Annotated in this window: 9 protein-coding genes; all 9 read left to right on the top strand. The window is 71.2% G+C overall.

The features are described from left to right. Nucleotide 1: 1 nt before the first annotated feature. The 9 genes from Asi02nite_RS19055 to Asi02nite_RS19015 all read left to right on the top strand — a co-directional run bounded on the left by Asi02nite_RS19055 (nucleotide 2) and on the right by Asi02nite_RS19015 (nucleotide 22669). Nucleotides 2-2113: a DEAD/DEAH box helicase gene (locus Asi02nite_RS19055; RefSeq protein ID WP_203714726.1), complete on the top strand. Its 2112-nt coding sequence runs from the start codon at nucleotides 2-4 to the stop codon at nucleotides 2111-2113. Nucleotides 2114-2195: 82 nt separating this feature from the next. Continuing rightward, nucleotides 2196-4733 carry a right-handed parallel beta-helix repeat-containing protein gene (locus Asi02nite_RS19050; RefSeq protein ID WP_203714722.1) on the top strand — a complete coding sequence of 846 codons (2538 nt, stop codon included), beginning with the start codon at nucleotides 2196-2198 and terminating at the stop codon, nucleotides 4731-4733. 16 nt (nucleotides 4734-4749) lie between these two features. Beyond that, entirely contained in the window at nucleotides 4750-7323 is a 2574-nt protein-coding gene (locus Asi02nite_RS19045) for a right-handed parallel beta-helix repeat-containing protein (protein WP_203714721.1), read from the top strand. Between the two features lie 152 nt (nucleotides 7324-7475). After that, nucleotides 7476-9857, top strand: a complete 2382-nt coding sequence (locus Asi02nite_RS19040; RefSeq protein ID WP_203714720.1) for a right-handed parallel beta-helix repeat-containing protein — start codon at nucleotides 7476-7478, stop codon at nucleotides 9855-9857. Between the two features lie 17 nt (nucleotides 9858-9874). After that, nucleotides 9875-12379 (top strand): right-handed parallel beta-helix repeat-containing protein, encoded by a 2505-nt coding sequence (locus Asi02nite_RS19035; protein WP_203714719.1) that lies wholly within the window; start codon nucleotides 9875-9877, stop codon nucleotides 12377-12379. A gap of 74 nt (nucleotides 12380-12453) precedes the next feature. After that, entirely contained in the window at nucleotides 12454-14988 is a 2535-nt protein-coding gene (locus Asi02nite_RS19030) for a right-handed parallel beta-helix repeat-containing protein (RefSeq protein ID WP_203714713.1), read from the top strand. A 1-nt stretch (nucleotide 14989) separates the two neighbouring features. Beyond that, nucleotides 14990-17551 carry a right-handed parallel beta-helix repeat-containing protein gene (locus tag Asi02nite_RS19025; protein WP_203714712.1) on the top strand — a complete coding sequence of 854 codons (2562 nt, stop codon included), beginning with the start codon at nucleotides 14990-14992 and terminating at the stop codon, nucleotides 17549-17551. Between the two features lies 1 nt (nucleotide 17552). Beyond that, nucleotides 17553-20072, top strand: coding sequence for a right-handed parallel beta-helix repeat-containing protein (locus Asi02nite_RS19020; protein WP_203714711.1), 2520 nt, complete (start codon nucleotides 17553-17555; stop codon nucleotides 20070-20072). A gap of 41 nt (nucleotides 20073-20113) precedes the next feature. Continuing rightward, nucleotides 20114-22669, top strand: a complete 2556-nt coding sequence (locus tag Asi02nite_RS19015; RefSeq protein WP_203714710.1) for a right-handed parallel beta-helix repeat-containing protein — start codon at nucleotides 20114-20116, stop codon at nucleotides 22667-22669. The last annotated feature ends 2 nt before the right edge of the window (nucleotides 22670-22671 follow it).

Raw genomic sequence — 22671 nt, 5'->3', positions numbered from 1 at the left:
CATGGACGACCTCCATCCCGTCGTCGTGCACCACGTCGTCAACAGCCTGGGCTGGCATGACCTTCGCCCGCTGCAACGAGCGGCGATCGGTCCGCTGCTGGCAGGTGAGGACACCGTCCTGGTCGCACCGACTGCAGGCGGTAAGACGGAAGCAGCGGTGTTTCCCCTGCTGTCCCGGATGGCGAACGAGGGGTGGAGCGGACCTTCGGTCCTCTATGTGTGTCCGCTGCGAGCCTTGCTGAACAACCTGCATCCGCGCATCACGTCTTACGCGGGATGGCTCGGTCGCAAGGCGGCGCTGTGGCACGGGGATGTGGGTGCGAGCGACCGTCGGTCGGTCCTGGCAGACCGGCCAGATATCATTCTTACGACGCCGGAGTCCCTTGAGTCGATGCTCGTCAGCACCAAGGTCGACCACAAGCAGTTCTTTTCCGGGCTTCGGGCGGTGGTTGTCGACGAGGTGCACGCGTTCGCTGGCGACGACCGCGGTTGGCACCTCCTCGCGGTGCTCGAAAGGCTTGCTACGCTCACCGGAAGTCCGATCCAGCGGGTCGGATTGTCAGCGACGGTCGGCAATCCCGAGCAGCTGCTCGATTGGCTCCAAGGGGCCAACGTCAAGCGCCGACCGCGACGGGTCGTCGCTCCGGAAATCGCAGTCGCAGGCACATCCGTGCCGTCCGGCAATGTGGAGCTGGACTTCGTGGGTTCGCTCGGCAACGCCGCGAAGGTTATTGCCGCGCTGCACGCTGGTGAGAAGCGCCTCGTGTTCTGCGAGTCCCGCCAGACCGTGGAGGAGCTGGGCGCGCTGCTTCGCGACGAAGGTGTGACCGCCTTCCTTTCCCATGCTTCCCTTTCGGCCGAAGAACGCCGCCGCTCGGAGCAGGCGTTTGCCGAGGCTCGGGATTGCGTGATCGTGTCGACCAGCACCCTCGAGCTCGGAATCGACGTCGGAGACCTCGACCGTGTGATCCAAATAGACGCGCCGTCGACGGTCGCTTCGTTCCTTCAGAGACTGGGCCGGACCGGCCGGCGGTCCGGCACCACCCGTAACTGCCTCTTCTTGACCCTGACGGGTGAAACGCTGATCAAGGCCGCCGCACTGCTGTCGCTGTGGGGCAAGGGCTGGGTTGAGCCGGTAGTCCCACCGCCGGAACCTCGGCACATCGTTGCCCAACAGCTGCTCGCCCTGTGCCTGCAGGAAAACCGAATCGGCGACCGGGAATGGCCGAAATCGTGGAACGGTCTGCCGGCATTCGGCACCAACACCGACGTCATCATGCGGCATCTGCTCGATGAGAAGTTCGTCAGCGAGGACAGCGGCCTGGTGTTCATCGGGCCCGAGGCGGAGCGCCGCTTCGGCCGGAGACATTTCATGGAACTCACGGCCGTCTTCACTGGTCCGCCCGAGTTCACGGTTTTCGCAGGTCGCAACGAGGTGGGGCGGATTGATCCCACGCTGCTCGTCGAGGAGGTCAAAGGGGACCGACGACTACTCCTCGCCGGCCGGAGCTGGCGTGTTACCTACATCGACTGGCGACGGCGGCGGTGCTTCGTCGAGGTCGCGGACGGTGGTGGTCGCGCCCGCTGGCTCGGCTGGGGCGTAGGGGGACTCGGCTTCGAACTGGCTCGGGAGATGCGTTCGGTGTTGCTCGGAGCCGATCCGCCGGTAAGCCTTACTGGTAGGGCTATCGACCGCCTCGGACAGGAGCGCGACGAGCGCCGTCATCAAGTGCATCCCGGCGGCTCGCTTGCTGTCCGCGACCGTCATGACCTTCGGTGGTGGACCTTTGCGGGGTACCGGGCGAACGCGACGCTCGCAGCGACGCTGACCGAGGTTGTGGACCCGATACAACGATTCGACGACTTTGCCATTCGATTGCGATCCGACGTGGTTTCGGCCGAGTGGCGCGCGCTCACCGCCGACGCTGCCGAGCGCCTCTGCTTGCCAGAGGTCGCGCCGCGAGCTCTGCACGGCCTTAAGTTCGGTGTTGCGCTCCCGATGCGGCTCGCGCAGGCAACACTTGCTGCGCGGCTTGCCGATCTGGAAGGAGCCAGTGCCGTGCTTGCCGAGCCGACCCGCTTCTCAAGCCTCAACTCCATCGGCGGCCTCTGATCCATCCGTTCGGCCATTGGGCTTGGCCGATCCGTTCGCTACGCTCCCCCGTGATCATCTTGACCACGGGGGTGTACGCGAGATGCGCGTTGGGCGCGGTCTGGCACTGGTGAGCGTCGGCGTGTTGACGGCGACGGGACTGTCGGTGACCGGCGGGAGCGCCGCCGATTCGACCCTCTACGTCGCCCAGGAGCGCTGTGTGCGCGGTGCCGAGGAAGGCACCCACAGTCGCCCCTTCTGCGAGATCAACGATGCCGCCAAGGTCGTCCGGCCGGGGCAGACGGTCGCGGTCGACCAAGGCTCGTACAACGAGTCGGTCGTCGTGCCGTCCGGGGAGCCCGGCAAGCCCGTCACCTTCTCCGGATACAGCGGACCCCAGAGCCGCACCTACGTCCGACCCGGCTTCCGGCTCTCCGGCGTCCACGACGTCGTCATCGAGGGGTTCGGCATCGGGCAGGCGTTGCAGAGCGGCCCCGCCGTGCTGGTCGAGAACTCGGGTGACGTGACGATCAGGAACGGCGCCATCAGCGCGGGCCGGGTCCCCGGTCTCCAGATCAAGGACGGCTCACACCGCGTGACGATCAGCGGGATGACCGGTTTCGGTAGCGGCGCACCGGCGTTCGCGATCGGTCCCGGCGCCACCGACACGCTGCTCACCGGCACCAGCGTGCAGGTATGGCGGAGCGACCCCGCCGGGGCGTTCGGTCCGGGAGTCAGCGTCGTCGACGCGCCGCGGACCACGATCACCAACAACACCGTCCTGGGCGACTGCCGCGACGCCCTCGAGGTCAGTGGTGCGTCCGGCGGGTTCAAGCTCTACAACTCGGTCCTGGGCACGAAGTTGTACCCCGCTACGGTTCTGCCCGAAAACCCGTGCGCCGAGCGGCCGTTCCCCGATCCGGCGACGTTGACGGCGTTGACCGTCACGGGCGCCGCGACCACCGACAGCGAGATCGACTACAACCTGCTCGACCCGACCTACGGTGCGCCCTACGTGTGGGACGGCACCACCTACCCGGACCAGGCCACCTTCCACGCGACCACCGGGCGAGGCGCCCACGACATCGCGGCGGATCCCTGGGTCGTGGGCCCCCACGGTTCGCCGGCCAGTTCGGTCCCTGTCGGCCCGTCACCCGCCATCGACTCGGCGCTGGCCACCGCGCCCGGGATACAGCCTGTGGACCTGCACGGCAACGGGCGCGCCGACAAGCCCGACACCCCCAACAGCGGCGGCGGGTACGTGGACCGGGGCGCGATCGAACTCCTGCCGACGCCGACCTTCACGTCCACGATCGAGCGCGCGGCCGGGGGCGGCTCGCTGGAGACGGTCACCACCGCGACGTTGACGTTCCCCTGGACGATGAACGGCCCGGCCGGGACCTTCAGCTTCGCGACCGACGGCAAGCAGGCGATCGTCAACCGCACGGGCAGCGCCCGGCTCACCCATGACCGCGCCGGCGTGGGCTGCGTCGACGTGCGGTTCGACCTCGGGGGATTCCGCGGCTATCTGCCGTCCGGCGAGCAGTCCCGGTGCCTCGTGCTGGGTGCCTCGTACACCTCCGTGACGCCGCAGCGGGTGCTGGACACCCGGCCGGCGCTCGGCCCGGTGGGGCAAAACGCGGAGATCGAGTTCGCCCTGCCGGCGGCCGCCGCCGGTGCGAGCGCCGTCGTCCTCAACGTCACCGCGACCGAACCGTCGACCTCCGGTTACCTGAAGGTCTACCCCGCCGGCGGCGAGGCCGAGCCGACCGCGTCGAACCTCAACTACGCCGCCGGGCAGACCATCGCGAACCTGGTCACCGTGAAGGTGGTGAACGGCAAGGTACGCGTCCGCAACGGCGGTCGCGGCACCACCCACGTGATCGCGGACCTGGCCGGCTACTACGGGAACTCCGGCGACGGTCTGACAGCCGGAACGCCGGCCCGGGTGCTCGACACCCGCTCCACGTCGGCGATCGGTCCTCAGGGGAGGGTCACTGTGGACCTCTCGTCGCGGTTGCCGGCGGGCGCCACGGCAGCCGTGCTCAACCTGACCGTCACGGGCGCGACCAACGGTGGCCTGTTCACGGCCTACCCGCCCGGCGCCGACGTGCCGACCGCGTCCAACGTGAACTTCGTCGCCGGGCAGACGGTGAACAACATGGTGATCGCGCCGGTGGTGGACGGGAAGGTCGCGTTCGCGCACACGGGCAAGGGCACGGTGCACCTGATCGCCGACCTGGCCGGGGCCTTCGCGCCCGGCGACCGCGACACCTATCTGCCGACCGCGCCGAGCCGGCTGGTCGACACCCGGACGGCCACGCCGGTCGGTCCCGGGCAGACGGTGCGGGTCTTCGTCGACAGGAGCGAGTGCGGCACGACCGGGTGCGGTCCGCGGACAGCCGTCGTGGCGAACCTGACGGTGACCGAGGCGGCGCGCAGCGGCTATCTCACCGTCTATCCGTACGGGCAGGACCGCCCGACCCAGTCCGTGCTCAACTTCAACGCCGGGCAGACCGCCGCGAGCCTGGTGACCGTCGGCCTGGGCGAGGACTCGTTCCTGGTCTACAACGGCGGCAAGGGCACGGCGCACGTGCTCGTCGACCAGGCGGGGTTCTACCTCGCGCCGGCGAACCAGTAACCACAGGGAGAACGAGATGCGGATCGGCCGCGGCCTCGCGCCGCTCGGTGTCAGTGTGTTGCTGGCGGCCGGCGTGCCGCTCGCCGTCGGGAGCACCGCGGCCGCGGCTGGTCCGCCGTCGACCATCTACGTCGCAACGGCCTGCAACGGCACGCCGGACGGCACGGAAGCTCGGCCGTTCTGCGAGATCGGCGACGCCGCCGCGGTCGTCCGGCCGGGGCAGACCGTCGCGGTGGGCCCTGGTTACTACGCGGAGTCGGTGGTCGTCCCGTCGGGTGAGCCTGGCAAGCCCGTCACCTTCAGGGGCTACCGCGGACCGAACCGCAGCACGCTGGTGCGCCAGGCGGGTGGCCCGGCCTTCCGTCTCTCCGGGGTGCACGACGTCGTCATCGACGGCTTCAAGATCGGGGAGCCGGTGCATCCGATCCCGGTCGTGCTCGTCGAGAACTCGACCGACGTCACGATCTCCAACGGCAGCCTCATCGCGGACGACGCCGCGGGTGTCGACATCAGAGGCGACTCGCGGCGCGTGACGATCAGCGCCATGACGGCGTGGAGCGGCGGCGCACCGGCCGTCGCGGTCCGCGCGGGCGTCACCGACACGCTGCTCACCGGCATCAGCATGCAGCTGCGGCGGACCAACCGCACGGTGCCGATCGGGCCGGGAGTCACCGTCACCGACGCGCCGCGGACGACGATCACCAACAACACGATCGTGACCGACTGTTTCACCGCCATCGAGGTCACCGGCGGCTCGGGCGGGTTCCGGCTCTACAACTCGATCCTGAGCTCCACGCTGATGTCCGTGGAGGCCGTGCCGGCCAGGTGCGTCAACGCGCCGTACCCCGACCCGGCGACCGTGACGCCGCTGGTCGTCAGCGGTGCCGCCACGACCGACAGCCAGGTCGACTACAACGTGATCGACCCGTCGCACGGCGGGGCGTTCTACTCGTGGGGCGGCACGACCTACGCGGATCCGGCCGCCTTCCACGCGGCGACCGGGCAGGGTGCGCAGGACATCGGTGCGTGGCCGGCGCTCGCGGGCCTCATCGGCACCTACGACGGCTACAGCCCGACCGCGTGGTCGCCGGGCGTCGACGCGGCGCTGGCCACCGCGCCCGGCGTCCTGGCCGTGGACCTGCGCGGCAACTCACACGCCGACCAGCCGGACACCCCCAACAGCGGTGGCGGGTACGGCGACCGCGGCGCGATCGAATACCTGCCGATCCCGGACGCGATGCGCACCACGATCGCGCGGGCGCCCGGCGGTGGCGCGTTCGACACGGTCACCACCGCCACGACGACGCACCCGTGGGCGATGGACGGCCCATCCGGAACCTTCAGCTTCGCGACCGGCGCCGGCCTCCCGACCGTCAATCGCACCGGCACTGCGCGGCTCACCCACGACCGCGCGGGCGCGGCCTGCGTGACCGTCACGTGGAGCCGCGACTGGTTCCGCAACGCCCATTCCAAACAGCTGACCGAGACGCCGTGTGTGATGCTGGGCGCCGCGTACAACGCCGTGGCGCCGCGACGCGTGCTGGACACCCGCTCGGCGCTGGGCGTGCCGGGCACCGCGCCGATCGGTCCCGACGGCTGGGTCGAGTTCACGCTGCCCGCCGTGGCGGCGGGTGCCAGCGCGGTCGTCCTGAACGTCACGGCCGACCAACCCTCGACGTCCGGCTTCCTGAAGGTCTACCCGGACGGCGGAACCGAGCCGACCGCGTCCAATGTGAACTTCGCGGCCGGGAGGACGGTCGCGAACCTGGTCACGGTGAAGGTGGACAACGGCAAGGTGCGGGTCCGCAACGGCGGTCGCGGCACCGTGCACGCGATCGCGGACCTGGCCGGCTACTACGCGAACACCGGCAACGGCTTGGCGGCGGCCACGCCGGCCCGCGTTCTCGACACCCGCGACGGTGCCGCGCCCGTCGGTCCTAACGGGAGCGTCACCGTCGACCTGTCGACGCGGCTGCCGGCCGGCACGACGGCGGCGGTGTTGAACCTGACCGCGACCAGCCCCACGAACACCGGCCTGTTCACCGCGTACCCGCCGGGTTCCGCCGTGCCGACCGCGTCGAACCTCAACTTCGTCGGCGGTCAGACGGTGAACAACATGGTGATCGCGCCGGTGGTGGACGGGAAGGTCGCGTTCGCGCACACGGGCAAGGGCACGGTGCACCTGATCGCGGACCTGGCCGGGTGGTTCGCGCCCGGCGCGGGCGACAACTACCTGCCGACCGCGCCGACCAGGCTCGTCGACACACGCACGACGTCGACTCCCGTCGGTCCGGGGCAGACGGTGCGGGTCCAGGTGAACACCGCCGAGTGTGGATCGGTCGGCTGTGGCCCGCGGACGGCCGTCGTGGCGAACCTGACGGTGACCGATCCGCAGCGCACCGGCTATCTCACGGTCTACCCCGACGGGCAGGCCCGCCCGACCCAGTCGGTGCTCAACTTCACCGCCGGCCAGACCGCCGCCAGCCTGTTCACGGTGGGCCTCGGCGAGGACTCGTTCCTGGTCTACAACGGCGGCAAGGGCGCGGTGGACGTGATCGTCGACCAGGCGGGGTTCTATCTGGAGGACTGACCGGAATCACCGCAGCGGCCGATCCACCGGAGACGATCTACGTCGCCGCGGACACCTGCGGTGTCACGGGTCCGCGCGACGGCAGCAAGGACCGGCCCTACTGCGCGATCTGGTCGGCGATCGACGTCGTCCGCCCCGGCCAGACCATCGAGGTGGCGCCAGGGTTCTATCCGGAGACCGTGGTCGTGCCGTCCGGCGAGCCGGGCAGACCGATCACGTTGCGCGGAGGTCAGAGTCCCGGCAGCCGCCGCGCGGAGTTGCAGGGCACGCGCACCTCGCCGGCGTTCCGGGTCTCCGGCGTCCACGACGTCGTCATCGACCGGTTCGACGTCGGGCCGGGGCTGGGCCCGGCCCCGTTCCAGCCCGGGGTGCTAGTCGAGAACTCGAGCGACATCACCATCACCAACGGCTGGATCGACGAAGTCCAGGCGCCGGCCATCGCCATCAAGGGCGACTCGCACCGGGTGACGGTCAGCGGGATGTCGGCATCGAGCTACCGCTCGCCCGTCTTCTCGGTCGGTGCTGGCGCCACCGACACGCTGCTCGCCAACAACAGCACCCATTCCAGACGGACCGCGGCCGACCCGAACTTCGCCGCGATCGCGGTGGCCGACGCGCCGCGGACGATCGTCACCAACAACACGGTCGTAACCGACTGCCACGACGGCGTGGCCGTCACCGGGGCATCACCAGGGTTCGCCCTCCACAACTCGGTCGTGCGCACCACCGAGGTCGGCGGCCCTGGGCGGTGCGCGGAGCCGGGCATCGATCCGGCGGGCAGCACGCCGGTCACGGTCGCCGGTGCGGCCGCGACCGACGGGCGCGTCGACTACAACGCGCTCGACCCCGGACACCGCGGCCCGCTCTACAGGTGGGCCGGCGCGAGCTATGCGACCCCTGGCGCGTTGCGGGCGGCCACCGGGCAGGCGGCACACGACCTCGGCACCGATCCGAAGATCGCCGACGCCGACCCCGGCGACGTTGGATGGAGCTTGCTGGCCGACTCGCCGGGGATCGACTCGGCGCTGGCCGCCGCGCCCGGCGTCCAGGCCACCGACCTGCGTGGCAACCCGCACGCCGACAAGCCCGACACTGCCAACAGCGGCGGCGGGTACGTCGACCGCGGCGCCGTCGAGCTCGTGCCGACGCCCAACCTGAGCATCGCGGTCGCGCACGCCCCAGGCGGCGGCGCCCTCGAGACCCTGTCCACCACCACGCGGACATCTCCCTGGGCCACGGACGGGCCGATCGGCACCTTGGAGTTCACCGGCGACGGGGAGGACCCGGTCCTCGACCGCACCGGCAGCGCGCGGACCACCTTCGACTTCGCCGGCAACGTCTGCGTACACGTCCGGCTCAGTCTCGACGGGTTTCGCAGCAACGTGTTACGGGGTCTCGCTTCGGAATGCATCATGCTGACCGCCGCCTACAACCCCGTCACGCCGCGCCGGGTGCTGGACACCCGGTCGGGGTTCGGCGTCGTGCCCGCGGCTGGTCCCGTCCCGATCGGCCCCGACGCGGCCGTCGACTTCTACGTCAACAATCCGCTGTGGACCGCCAGCGCGGTCGTCCTCAACGTCACCGCCACGCAGCCGACGACGTCCGGTTTCTTGAAGGTCTACGAGCACCTCGACGCCGAGCCGGACGCTTCCAACGTCAACTTCGCGGCGGGCCAGACGATCGCCAACCTTGTCACGGTGCGGGTGCAGGAGAAGACCGCGAGGATCAGGATCCGCAACGGTGGCCGGGGCACGGTCCACGTGCTGGCGGACCTGGCGGGTTACTACGCCAACACCGGGAACGGCTTCGCGGCGGGCGCTCCGGCCCGCGTGTTGGACACCCGCTCGGCGGTCGGGGTGCCCGGCACGGCCCCGATCGCCGCCAACGGGAAGGTCACGGTCGACCTGTCCACGCGGGTGCCGGCGGGCACCACCGCCGCGGCGCTCAACCTGACCGTCACGGGTCCGACGAAGGGCGGCCTGTTCACGGCGTTTGCGCCGGGCCAGGCCGTGCCGACCGCGTCCAATCTCAATTTCGTCGCCGGGCAGACGGTGAACAACATGGTGATCGCGCCGGTCGTCGACGGGAAGGTCGCGTTCGCGCACACCGGCAGCGGCACGGTGCACCTGATCGCGGACCTGGCCGGCTGGTTCCCGCCCGGCGCCCGGGACCTGTACCTGCCGTGGATGCCGACCCGGATCGCCGACACCCGCGGCACGCCGGTCGGCCCGGGGCAGACCGTGCGCGTCTCGATCAGCAGGAGCGCCTGCCCGGTCCGGGGCTGTCCGCCGCCCTCGGCCGTCGTGGCGAACCTGACCGTCACCAACGCGCAGCGCAGCGGCTATCTGTCCGTCTACCCGTACGGCGGGCCCCGCCCGACCCAGTCCGTGCTCAACTTCGGCGCGGGACAGACGGTGGCCACCCTGGTCACGGTCGGCCTCGGCGAGGACTCGTTCCTGGTCTACAACGGCGGCAAGGGGCCGGTCGACGTCCTCGTCGACCAGGCTGGTTTCTACGTCGGTCCGGAGAGCTGAGACGATCCTGGTTGTCGGTGGTTAGCGGGGGCGCCGCCGCGGCGGCCGACCCGCCGCCGACCATCTACGTCGACCGCAGGTGCGGCGCGACGGCGGACGGCAGCGCGAGCCGGCCCTACTGCTGGATCGGGGACGCCGCCGCGGTCGCCGTCCCGGGCCAGACCGTGTTGGTGCGGGCGGCCATCTATCCGGAGTCGGTGGTCGTGCCGTCCGGCGAGCCCGGCAAGCCGATCACCTTCGCCGCCGACCGCCGGGTGGGCGAGGGCAGGCCCCGCGTGGGCGGCACCGACAAGCCACATCTCGTCATCTCCGGCGCTCATGACGTGGTCATCGACGGCTTCGACCTCGGGCCGAGCGTCACCGGCGTCACCGGCCAGGCCCAGGTCGTCATCGACGACGCGAGCGACGTGACGATCTCCAACGGCCGGCTCAACGGCTCCATCGACGTGCGGCGTTCGCAGCGGGTGACGGTCAGGGGTCTGTCGGCCAGCGGTTCCCGCGCGCCGGTCTTCGCGATCGGGGCCGGCACCACCGACACCGCGCTCGTCGGCAACAGCGTCACGTTCTACCGGCAGCCGGAGGAAGGGATCCTGCCGGCCATCTCCGTTGCCGACGCGCCGCGGACGACCGTCACGAACAACACGATCGTGACCGACTGCCACACGGGCGTGGCCGTCAGCGGCGCCTCGGCGGGGTTCGGGCTCCACAACTCGATCGTGCGGACGACCCTGGCACGCAACCCTGGTCGCTGCCGGGCCGACGGTCAGGATCCGGCGGGCGCGGTCCCGGTGGTCGTCACGGGCACGGCGACGGTCGACCACAACGTGCTCGACCCTGGACACGGCGGGCCGCTCTACTCGTGGGCGGGCACGACCTACACGAACCCCGGTGCGTTCCACGCGGCCACCGGACAGGGCGCACACGACATCGGCGCCGACCCGAAGCTCGCCAACGTGGACGATGGACTGAACGGCTGGCGCCTGGCGGGCGACTCACCGGCCGTGGACTCGGCCTGGGCCGCGGCGCCGGGCCGACCGGCCTCCGATCAGCTCGGCAACGCGCACGCCGACAAGCCCGACGTTCCCAACAGCGGTGGTGGGTACGCCGACCGGGGCGCCGTCGAGCTGTTGCCGGTGCCGACCGTCGACGCGTCGATCGCCCGGGTGCCCGGCGGCGGCGCGCTCGAGACCGTCGCCAGGGGGCGGCTGACGTTTCCCTGGGCCACGGACGGGCCGGTCAGCGAGCTCGCGTTCGTCCCGACCGGTGGTGGACGGGCGGTCATCAACCAGACGGGCAGCGCCGGGTTCACCTTCGACCGCGCCGGCTACGTCTGCGTGACGGTGGAGTTCAGTGAGGACCGGTTCCGCACCACCTCCTCGGTCAAGGACAAGGCCTGCGTCGTCGTCGGTGGCGCCTACACGGCCGTCACCCCGCAGCGGGTGCTGGACACCCGGTCGGCTCTCGGCGTGCCGGGCACCGCGCCGATCGGCCCGAACGCCGGCATCGAGTTCGCCCTGCCGGCAACGGCGGCGGCCGCCAGCGCGGTCGTCCTCAACGTCACGGTGACCCAGCCGACGACGTCCGGGTATCTGACGGTCCACGGCGCCGCGGACCCCCTGCCCACCTCGTCCAACCTCAACTTCGCGGCCGGGCAGACGGTGGCGAACCTGGTGACGGTCAAGGTGAGCAACGGCAACGTACACATCCACAATGGAGGGCGCGGCAGCGCGCACATGATCGCCGACCTCGCCGGCTACTACGGCAACACCGGCAGCGGCCTGACGGCGGGCAACCCAGCCCGGGTGCTCGACACCCGCGCCGCGGTCGGCGTGCCCGGCACGACACCGATCGGCCCCGACGGGCGCGTCACCGTCGACCTGTCGACCCGCGTCCCGACCGGCACGACGGCGGCGGTGCTGAACCTGACCGCGACCGACGCGACCAACGGCGGCCTGTTCACCGCGTACCCGCCGGGCGCCGCCGTGCCGACCGCGTCGAACCTCAACTTCGTCGGCGGTCAGACGGTGAACAACATGGTGATCGCGCCGGTGGTCGACGGAAGGGTCGCGTTCGCGCACACGGGCAAGGGCACGGTGCACCTGATCGCCGACCTGGCGGCCTGGTTCGCACCCGGCTCCGGCGGAACTCTGGCGCCGACGGCGCCGACCCGGATCCTGGACACCCGCGCGACGAGCACGACGCTCGGTCCCGGCGAGGCGGTCGAGGTGCGCCCCGACACGACGCTGTGCGCCTCGGACGGTTGCTTCTGGCGGCCGCGCGCGGTCGTGGCCAACCTGACGGCGACCGGGGCGCAGCGCGGTGGTTACCTGACCGTCTACCCGGACGAGACGAACCGCCCGACCCAGTCGGTGCTCAACTACGCGGCGGGCCGGACCACGGCCACGCTGTTCACGACCGGGCTGCGGGTGAGTGGCACGTTCATGGTTTACAACGGCGGCAAAGGGCCGGTGGACGTGATCGTCGACCAGGCCGGGTTTTATCTGGCGCCGGCCGACCTCTGACCGTTCGGCCATTGGGGTCGGCCGATCCAATCGCTAATCTTCTGTTGATCATTTTGAGCAACGGGGGATCCACCATGCGGACTGCTCGCCGCCTCGCGCTGCTGTGCGCCGGTTTGTCGCTGACGGCTGGGCTCTCGGTGGTGACCGCGAGCACCGCCGCGGCCGCCGAGCCGGGCACCCTGTTCGTCTCCACGTCGTGCGGCGACGGAAGCGACGTCTACTGCAGCATCTCGGACGCGGTCGAGCGAGTCCGGCCCGGCCAGACCATCGAGATCGATCGCGGCACGTTCGCCGAAACGGTCGTGGTGCCGTCCGGCGAACCAGGCAAGCCGATCAGGTTCGTGGGCTACCGGGGCGACGGTCACCGCACGGTCGTCGAAAGCCCCGCCGGGCCGGCTTTCCTGATCTCCGGGGCTCATGACGTCGTCATCGAGGGCATCGACGCGTGGAGCGGCAAGGACGGTGCCCCTGCCGTCGTCGCCGAGAACTCGACCGACATCACCGTCTCCGGCGGCAGGGTCGTCGCGATCGGAGCTCCGGGGGTCGAGATCAGCGGCGGCTCGCGCCGCGTGACGGTCAGCGGCATGGTGGCGACCGGCGCCACCGCCCCGCTCTTCGCCGTCGGCGGAGGGGCGAGCGACACCCTGCTCGCCGCAAACAGCGTGTGGGCGGGGCGGGCGGCGGGCTACCCGCAGACGACGGCAGTCACGGTCGCCGACGCCCCGCGGACGACCATCGTCAACAGCACGATCGTGACCGACTGCCAGGTCGGCGTCGCCGTCACCGGAGCCTCGGCGGGATTCGCTCTCTACAACTCGATCGTGCGGACCACGGGCCTCGTCCGCCCTGGGCAATGCCAGGTCCAACCCGGGCCGGATCCCGCGAGCGTGACGCCGGTGACCGTCGACGGTGCGGCCAGCACCGACGGTCGGCTCGATTACAACGTGATCGACCCGGGCCACGGCGGGCCGCTGTACGGGTGGGGCGGTGTGGCCTTCCCGACGCCCGCCGCGCTGGCGACAGCGACCGGCCAGGGGACACACGACATCGGTGCCGACCCGAAGCTGACAACGACCAACCCGCAGTGGGCGGGGTGGGCACTGGCGGCTGACTCGCCCGCCGTCGACTCCGCGCTCGCGACGGCGCCGCGCATGCTGGCGACCGACCTGCGCGGCAACGCACACGCGGACAAGCCGGACACAGCGAACGCCGGCGGCGGATACGTCGACCGGGGCGCCGTCGAGGTCGTGCCGACGCCGACGGTGACCACCACCTTCACCAACGCGCCGGGCGGCGGCGCGTTCGAGACCGTCACCACCGCCACGCGGACCTACCCGTGGGCGACGGACGGTCCTATCGGGACCTTCCAGTTCCGTGGGGACTGGCAGTCGCCGTTCTTCGACCGCACCGGCACCGCCCGCATCACCTTCGACCGGCCCGGCAACCTCTGCGTGTACGTCCGGCTCAGCCTCGACGGGTTCCGCACCAACACGGCCGTACACACCGAACGGCCATGCCTGCTGCTGGCCGCCGCCTACCAAGCCGTCACGCCGGTGCGGGTGCTCGACACCCGTACGCGGCTCGGCGCCGTCCCGGTCGGCCCCGGCGACACGGTCTTCGTCGACGTGCCGAGCGGTGGCGCGGCGGTCCTCAACGTGACCGCGACCCAGCCGACCACATCCGGGTTCCTGAAGATCTACTCGAGTGCCGACCCCGAGCCGGAGGCGTCCAACCTCAACTTCGCCGCCGGGCAGACCATCGCCAACCTCGTGACGGTGAAGTCGCTGAACCACACGCCCGTCGCGATCCGCAACGGTGGCCGGGGCACCGTGCACGTGCTCGCGGATCTGGTCGGCTACTACGGCGACGCCGGGCACGGGCTGGAGACGACGGCGCCGGCGCGGGTGCTCGACACCCGGGCGGCGGTCGGCGTGCCGGGCACGGCCCCGGTCGCCGCCAACGGCCGGGTCACGGTCGACCTGTCGGCGCGGGTGCCGGCGGGCACCACGGCGGCGGTGCTGAACCTGACCGCGACGAGCCCGACGAAGGGCGGCCTGTTCACCGCGTACCCGCCGGGTGCCGACGTGCCGACGGCGTCGAGCCTCAACTTCGTCGCCGGGCAGACGGTCAACAACATGGTGATCGCGCCGGTGGTCGACGGGAAGATCGCGTTCGCCCACACCGGCAGCGGCACGGTGCACCTGATCGCCGACCTGTCGGGCTGGTTCGCGCCCGGCGCCCACCAGTTCTTCCTGCCGTCCCAGCCGACGCGGATCCTGGACACGCGCGGCACGCCGGTCGGCCCGGGCCAGACGGTGCGCGTGCCGATCAGCCGCGCCGCCTGCCCGACCCAGGGCTGTCCGGCGCCGGCGGCCGTCGTGGCGAACGTGACCGCGACCAACGCCGCGCGCAGCGGTTACCTGTCGGTCTACCCGTACGGCCAGCCTCGCCCGACCCAGTCGGTGCTGAACTTCGCCTCGGGTCAGACCGTGGCCACCCTGGCGACTGTCGGCGTCGACGAGGACTCGTTCCTGGTCTACAACGGCGGAAAAGGAACAGTGGACGTGATCGTGGACCAAGCCGGCCTCTACATCGGAACGGGGAACTGAGATGCGCCGCACAGCGATACTGATTGCCGGCCTGGTGGTGATCGCGGGGCTGCCGATCGGCACCGGCGCCGCTGCTGCCGATCCGGCGACCACCATCCATGTCGCACAGAAGACCTGCGGCAGCACGGCCGACGGCACGCCGGCCAAGCCCTTCTGCACGATCGGCGAGGCGGCCGCGGTCGTCCGACCGGGCCAGACGGTCGCAGTGGGCGAGGGCGACTACGCGGAAAGTGTGGTCGTGCCGTCGGGCGAGCCGGGCAAGCCCGTCACGTTCACCGGCTTCCGGGAGCAGGACGTCGTCACCCGAGTCCTGTCGACGGCGGAAGGGCCGGGCTTTGTCCTATCCGGAGTCCACGATGTCGTGATCGACGGCCTCAACATCGGCTGGAACGCCCCCACCCGCACCAGCGTGGTCATCGAGAACTCGAGCGATGTCACCATCACCAACGGCCTGATCGCCGCCAGCCGGGCACCCGGGATCGAGATCAAGGGCGACTCTCGTCGGGTAACGGTCAGTGGCATGGTCTCGTGGGGCTTCAACTCCGAGATCTTCGCTGTCCGCGCGGGAGCGACCGACACGCTCCTGACCGGCAACAGCGTCCATATGCGACGCTCGGCCACCGGCCCGTACGCCCCGGCGGTAACGGTCACCGACGCGCCGCGCACGACGATCACGAACAACACGGTCGTGACCGACTGCCTTGACGGCATCGCCGTCACCGGCGCCTCGGCCGGGTTCGCCCTCCGCAACACGATCGTCGCCACCACGTTGACCCAGCGGGCCCAGTGCGGTGGCTCGACCTCTCCCGATCCGGCGAGCACTGTCCCGCTGAGGGTCGAGGGTGCGGCGGCCGGCGACGGCACGTTCGACTACAACCTGGTCGCTCCAGGGCACGGCGGCGCGCTCTATTCCTGGGCCGGCACGACCTACGCCGACCTGGACGCCTTCCGTGCGGCGACCGGTCAGGGTGCGCACGACATCGCCGCGGACCCCAGGTTCACCAACGCCACCGATGGCTTGGCGATCGGCTGGTCCCTGGCCGCCGACTCCCCTGCCATCGACTCCGCACAGGCCGCGGCCCCGGGTCTGCTGGCGCAGGATCTGCGCGGCAACGCGCACGCCGACAAGCCCGACACCGCCAACTCCGGAGGCGGGTACGTCGACCGTGGCGCCGTCGAACTCGTGCCGCCTCCCGTCGTCACGTCCACGCTCGAACGGCGCGGCGGCGGTGCCCTGGAGAGGCTCGCCACGGTCACGCCGAGCTACGCGTGGACGATGGACGGGCCGTCCGGAACGTTCAGCTTCCGAAACGGTGACAGGCAGCCCGTCGTGAACCGGACCGGCACCGCGCGGTTCACCTTCGAGCGCGCCGGATCCAACTGCGTGACGGTCAAGGTCAGCGTGGACGGGTTCCGTAGCCCGACGCTGGCCTACTACGACTCCGCCTGCGTGACCGTCGGCGCCGCCTACAACGCCGTCACCCCGCAGCGGGTGCTGGACACGCGATCGGGGCTGGGCCGGGCCGGCACCGCACCGGTGCCCGCGGAATCGGAGTTCGTGTTCGACCTGCCGTCCGTCGCCGCCGGTGCCAGCGCGGTCGTGCTCAACGTCACGGCGACCCAGCCGACGGCGTCGGGCTTCCTGAAGGTCTGGCCCGACAGCGACGTCGAGCCGAACGCGTCGAACGTCAACTTCGCCGCACAGCAGACGATCGCGAACCTCGTGACCGTGAAGGTACGCAACGGCAAGGTGCGCATCCGCAACGGCGGCAACGGCACCACGCACGTGCTCGCCGACCTCGCCGGCTACTACGCGAACTCCGGCAACGGACTGGGCTCCGCGGCACCCGTCCGGGTGCTGGACACCCGCGCGGCCGTCGGCGTGCCGGGCACCACCCCGATCGGCCCCGACGGTCGGGTCACCGTCGACCTCTCGGGCCGGGTGCCGGCCGGCACGACCGCGGCCGTGCTCAACCTGACGGTCACCGACGCGACGAACGGCGGCCTGTTCACCGCGTACCCGCCGGGGTCCCCGGTCCCGACCGCCTCGAACCTCAACTTCGTCGGCGGGCAGACGGTCAACAACATGGTGATCGCGCCGGTGGTCGACGGGAAGGTGGCGTTCGCGCACACGGGCCGCGGCACCGTGCACCTGCTGGCCGACCTGGCGGGCTGGTTCGCGCCCGGCGCCACCGACACGTACCTGCCGACCTGGCCGACGCGGCTCGTCGACACCCGCGGAAGCGGCGTGCCGCTGGCACCGGGCCAGACGATGCGGGTCCTCGTCCGCGCGGACGAATGCGGTGCGAACTGCCCTCCGCGTACCGCCGCGGTAGTGAACCTGACCGTGACCGACGCGCAGAAGAGCGGCTACCTGTCGGTCTACCCGTACGGGCAGCCCCGCCCGACGGTGTCGATGCTGAACTTCGCCGCCGGCCAGACCGTCGCGACCCTGGTCACCGTGGGCCTCGGCCAAGACTCGTTCGTGGTCTACAACGGCGGCAAGGGCACCGTCCACGTCTTCGTCGACCAGTCGGGCTTCTACCTCGGAAGAGGCAACTGAGATGCGCGGTCTGGCGCTGTTGACCGCCGGCCTGCTCGCGACGGCCGGCCTGCCGGTGGCGACCGCCGCCGCGGCCGCACCTCCCGCGACCGTCCACGTCGGAAAGTGGTGCGGCCCCGGGCAGGACGGGTCGGAGAGCCGCCCGTACTGCACGATCGCGCAGGCCGTCGAGGTCGCCGGGCCCGGTCAGACGATCGCCGTGGGAGAGGGCTCCTACGCGGAGACCGTCGTGCCGCGGTCCGGGGAGCCGGGCAGGCCGATCACCTTCACCGGCTACCAGGAGCGGGGCGCCCGCGCCCAGGTCGGTGGGACCTCGGTCCCGACGGCGTTCCGCCTCTCCGGGGTGCATGACGTCGTGATCGACGGGTTCTACCTGGTGGGCTCCGGGGGCGCCGTCGTCGTCGTCCAGGACTCGAGTGACATCACAATCACAGACGGGACGCTGCTCAGCGCGTACGGCGGTGTCGACATCAAGGGTGACTCGCACCGGGTGACCATCAGCCGAATGGCGCTGACGGTCGGCCGCACGGCGGCGTTCGCGGTGAGCGGCGGCGCGAGCGACACGGTGCTCGCCGCCAACAGCGTGCGGCTGGCGAGGATCGCCAACGTGCCGGCGGCCCCGGCGATCGGGATCGACGACGCGCCGCGGACGACCGTCGTCAACAACACGATCGTCACCGACTGCCTGGCAGGCGTCGAGGTCACCGGTGCCTCGGCGGGGTTTGCCCTCGTCAACTCGATCGTCCGCACCAGGAACGTCGGCGTCACCGGCCCGTGCGCCGATCCCGCCGCCGCGCGGCCGGTGACGGTCGCGGGTGCGGCGGCCGCGGACGCGCGGGTCGACCACAACGTGATCGACCCCGCGCACGGCGGGCCGCTGTACTCGTGGGCCGGCACGACCTATCCGGACCCGGGCGCGTTCCATGCCGCCACCGGGCAGGGCGCGCACGATATCGGCGTCGACGCGAAGCTCGGCCAGAGCACCCGGGTCGACGGTGGGTTCGGGCTGACCGCTGACTCACCCGCGATCGACTCGGCACTGGCCGGCGGACCGGCCGCGCTCGCCGTCGACCTGCGCGGGAACGCGCACGCCGACAAGCCCGACACGGCCAACAGCGGCGGCGGGTACGCCGACCGTGGCGCCGTCGAGCTCGTGCCGACCCCGACCATCAGTTCCACGATCGCGCGGGTGCCCGGCGGCGGGCCGTTGGACACGATCACGACCGTCACGCGTACGTATCCCTGGGCGACGGACGGTCCGATCGGCACCTTCCACTTCAGCGCGTCCGGTCAGCGGGTGGCCGAGAACCGCACCGGTACCGCGCGGTTCACCTTCCCCCGAGCCGATGCGTCCTGCATGACGATCGAGTTCAATGTGGACGGCTTCCGGACGTACGCGTCGCCGGTGTACGACGCTCCGTGCGTCGTGCTGGGTGCCGGCTACAACTCCCTCACCCCGCAGCGGGTTCTGGACACCCGGTCCGGCGCCGGGCCCGTGGGTTCCAACCGCGAGATCACGATCAGCCTGCCGGCGCCGGCGTCGAGTGCCAGCGCGGTCGTTCTCAATCTCACGGCGACCCAACCGGTGACGTCCGGATACCTGAAGGTCTGGCCGGACGGCGAACTCGAGCCCAATGCGTCCAACCTCAACTTCGCCGCCCAGCAGACGATCGCCAACCTGGTGACCGTGAAGCCGCGTGGCGGCCAGGTGCGGATCAAGAACGGGGGCCGGGGCCACACCCACGTGCTCGCCGACCTGGTCGGCTACTACGCGGGCACCGGCAACGGGTTGGAGACGGGCACGCCGACCCGCGTGCTCGATACCCGGGCGGCGATCGGCGTGCCGGGCACCGCGCCCGTCACCGCCACCGGGAACGTCACCGTCGACCTGTCGGTCCGCGTCCCGGCCGGCACGACCGCGGCCGTGCTGAACTTGACCGCAACCGAGGCGACGACGACCGGCCTGTTCACCGCGTTCCCGCCGGGGTCCTCGGTCCCGACGGCGTCGAACCTCAACTTCGTCGCGGGGCAGACGGTGAACAACATGGTGATCGCGCCGGTGGTGGACGGCAAGGTCGCGTTCGCCTACTCCGGGAAGGGGTCCGCCCACCTGCTGGCGGACCTGGCGGGCTGGTTCGCACCGGGCACCCACGACACGTACCTGCCAACCTGGCAGAGCCGGCTGGTCGATACCCGCACGACGGGTGCCTCGGTCGCGCCGGGCCAGACCCTGCGGGTCGTCGTCAACGCGAGCGCGTGCGGTTCGGTGAACTGTGATCCGCGTGCGGTCGTGGCCAACCTCACCGTGACCAAGCCGCAGAAGAGCGGCTACCTCTCCGTCTACCCGTACGGCCAGGCGCGGCCGACCCAGTCGGTGCTCAACTTCACCGCGGGCCAGACCGTGGCCAGCCTGGTCACGGTCGGCCTGGGCGAGGAGTCGTTCCTCGTCTACAACGGCGGCAAGGGCACCGTCGACGTGATCGTGGACCAGGCCGGGTTCTACCTCGCACAGGTCGAGTAGCGATCCTCCGCGAAGATCATCTTGGACCTGGGGAGGACGAGATGCGGATCGGTCACGGTCTGGCACTGTTCGCGGTCGGTGCGGTGGTGGCGGCAGGGCTGCCCGTCATGGTTGGCAGCGCCGCCGCCGCACCACCGGCCACCATCCACGTCTCGAAGGACTGCCACCTCCCGCCGGACGGGAGCGTGACCCGGCCGTACTGCTCGATCGGCGACGCCCTCGCGGTGGTGGTGCCGGGGCAGACCGTCGAGGTGCGCCGAGCCGTCTACAACGAGTCGGTGGTGGTGCCGGCCGGCGAGCCGGGCCGGCCGATCACCATCAAGGCCGTCCGCGAGTCCAACGGCATCCGGACCCAGGTGGTCGGGCTGCGCGGGCCGGCGTTCCGGCTGACCGGCGTCCACGACGTCGTCATCGACGGGTTCGACATCGGCGGCACCTCGGGCGGCTATCCCAGCGCGGTCGTCGAGGGCTCCAGCGACGTCACGATCACCAACGGCTGGGCGACGGCCAACTCCTCGGTGGCCGCCGTCGAGATCACGGGTGACTCGCACCGGGTCACGGTCAGCAGCACGGTCGTCCGCGGTCACGACGCGGCCGTCATCTCGGTCGGCGCCGGTGCCACCGACACGCTGCTCACCGGCAACAGCGTCTACCTGCACCGCTTCGCCAGCCGCGCGGCCGCGATCACCGTCGCCGACGCACCGCGGACGACCGTCACAAACAACACGATCGTCGCCGACTGCGTGGGGGGCGTCGCGGTCTCCGGCGCGTCCGCCGGCTTCGGTCTCTACAACACGATCATCCGGACCACCTGGACCGACCGGCCGGGCGTGTGCCTGCCGCCGTACGCACCGGATCCGAAGACCGCCATCCCGGTGTCGGTCGCGGGCGCGGCGGCCACCGACAGCCACGTCGATTACAACGTCGTCGACCCGTCGCACGGTGGCGACCTCTACTCCTGGGCCGGCACGGCCTATCCGAGCCAGGCCGCGTTCACCGCCGCGACCGGGCAGGGCGGCCACGACATCGTGACCGACGCCAAGATGGTCCACTCCGTCGACCCGTACGCCACCGGGTGGTCCCTCGCGGCCGACTCGCCGGCGATCGACTCGGCGCTGGCGACCGCGCCGGGCCTGCTCGGTCGCGACCTGCGCGACCACCCGCACGCAGACGACCCGGACGTGCCCAACGCCGGCGGCGGGTACGTCGACCGGGGCTCGGCCGAGATCATCCCGGACCCGAAGATCAGCGCGACGCTCACCCGCGCGCCCGGCGGCGGCAGCCTCGAAGCCGTCGCCACCGCCCGGACGATCGTGCCGTGGGCCACGGACGGGCCGATCGGCACCTACATCTTCGAGGGCCCGGGCGATCCTCGCGTCGGCTACACCACCAGTTCGCGGTTCACCTTCGCCAAGGCCGGCGTCGCCTGCGTGACGGTCACGGTCACCTCCGACGGGTTCCGTACGCCGGCCGTCGAGCACCGCTCCACGCCGTGCGTGGTGCTGGGCGCCTCCTTCACGCCGGCGAACCCGCAGCGGTTGCTGGACACGCGGTCCGCCGTCGGCGTGCCGACCAGCACGCCCGTGGGTCCCGGCGAGACCGTCGTGCTGGACGTGCCCACGGCCGCGTCCGCCGTCGTCCTCAACGTGACGGTCACCCAGCCCAGCACGCGCGGCTTCCTGACCGTCTACGAAGGATTCGCCTCCCGACCGCTGGCGTCGACGCTCAACTTCTCGACGGGGCAGACGATCGCGAACCTGGTGACCGTCCCGACCGGCTCCGGCAAGGTGGCCTTCTACAACGGCAGTGCGGGGACCACGCACGTGATCGCCGACGTGGCCGGCTACTACGCCAACGCGGGCAACGGCTTCGCGGCGGTCGACCCGGTGCGGGTGCTCGACACGCGCGCCGCGCTCGGCGTCCCCGGCACGACGCCGGTCGCCGCCAACGGAAAGCTGACGCTGGACCTGTCGGGCCGGGTGCCGGCGGGTACGACCAGCGTCGCGCTGAACCTGACGGTGACCAGCCCGACGAACGGCGGCCTGATCGCGGCGTACCCGCCCGGCGCGGCCGTGCCGACGGTGTCGAACCTGAACTTCTTGGCGGGCGAGACCGCGAACAACATGGTGATCGCGCCGGTGGTGGACGGGAAGGTCGCGTTCGCGCACACCGGCAAGGGCACCGTGCACCTGCTGGCCGACCTGGCGGGCTGGTTCGGGCCGGGCGCGACGGGCACCTACCTGCCGACCGCACCGACGCGGCTCGTCGACACCCGCGAGACCGGCGTGGTGGTGGGCCCGGGCCAGACGGTGCGGGTCTCCGTCGACCCGACCGTCTGCGACTCACACCCCTGCCCGCGTACGGCGGTGGTGGCGAACCTGACGGTGACCAACACGAAGTCCAGCGGCTTCCTCGCGGTCTACCCGTACGGGCAGGAGCGGCCGACGGTGTCGCAGCTCAACTTCACCGCGGGCGAGACGGTGGCGAACCTGTTCACGGTCGGCCTCGGCCAGGACTCGTTCCTGGTCTACAACGGCGGCAAGGGCAACGTCGACGTCCTCGTCGACCAGGCCGGGTTCTACCTGGCCACAAACTGATT

Origin of the sequence: Asanoa siamensis (assembly GCF_016862555.1) — a bacterium.
Lineage (GTDB): Bacteria > Actinomycetota > Actinomycetes > Mycobacteriales > Micromonosporaceae > Asanoa > Asanoa siamensis.
This window is presented reverse-complemented; position numbering and strand designations above follow the sequence as displayed.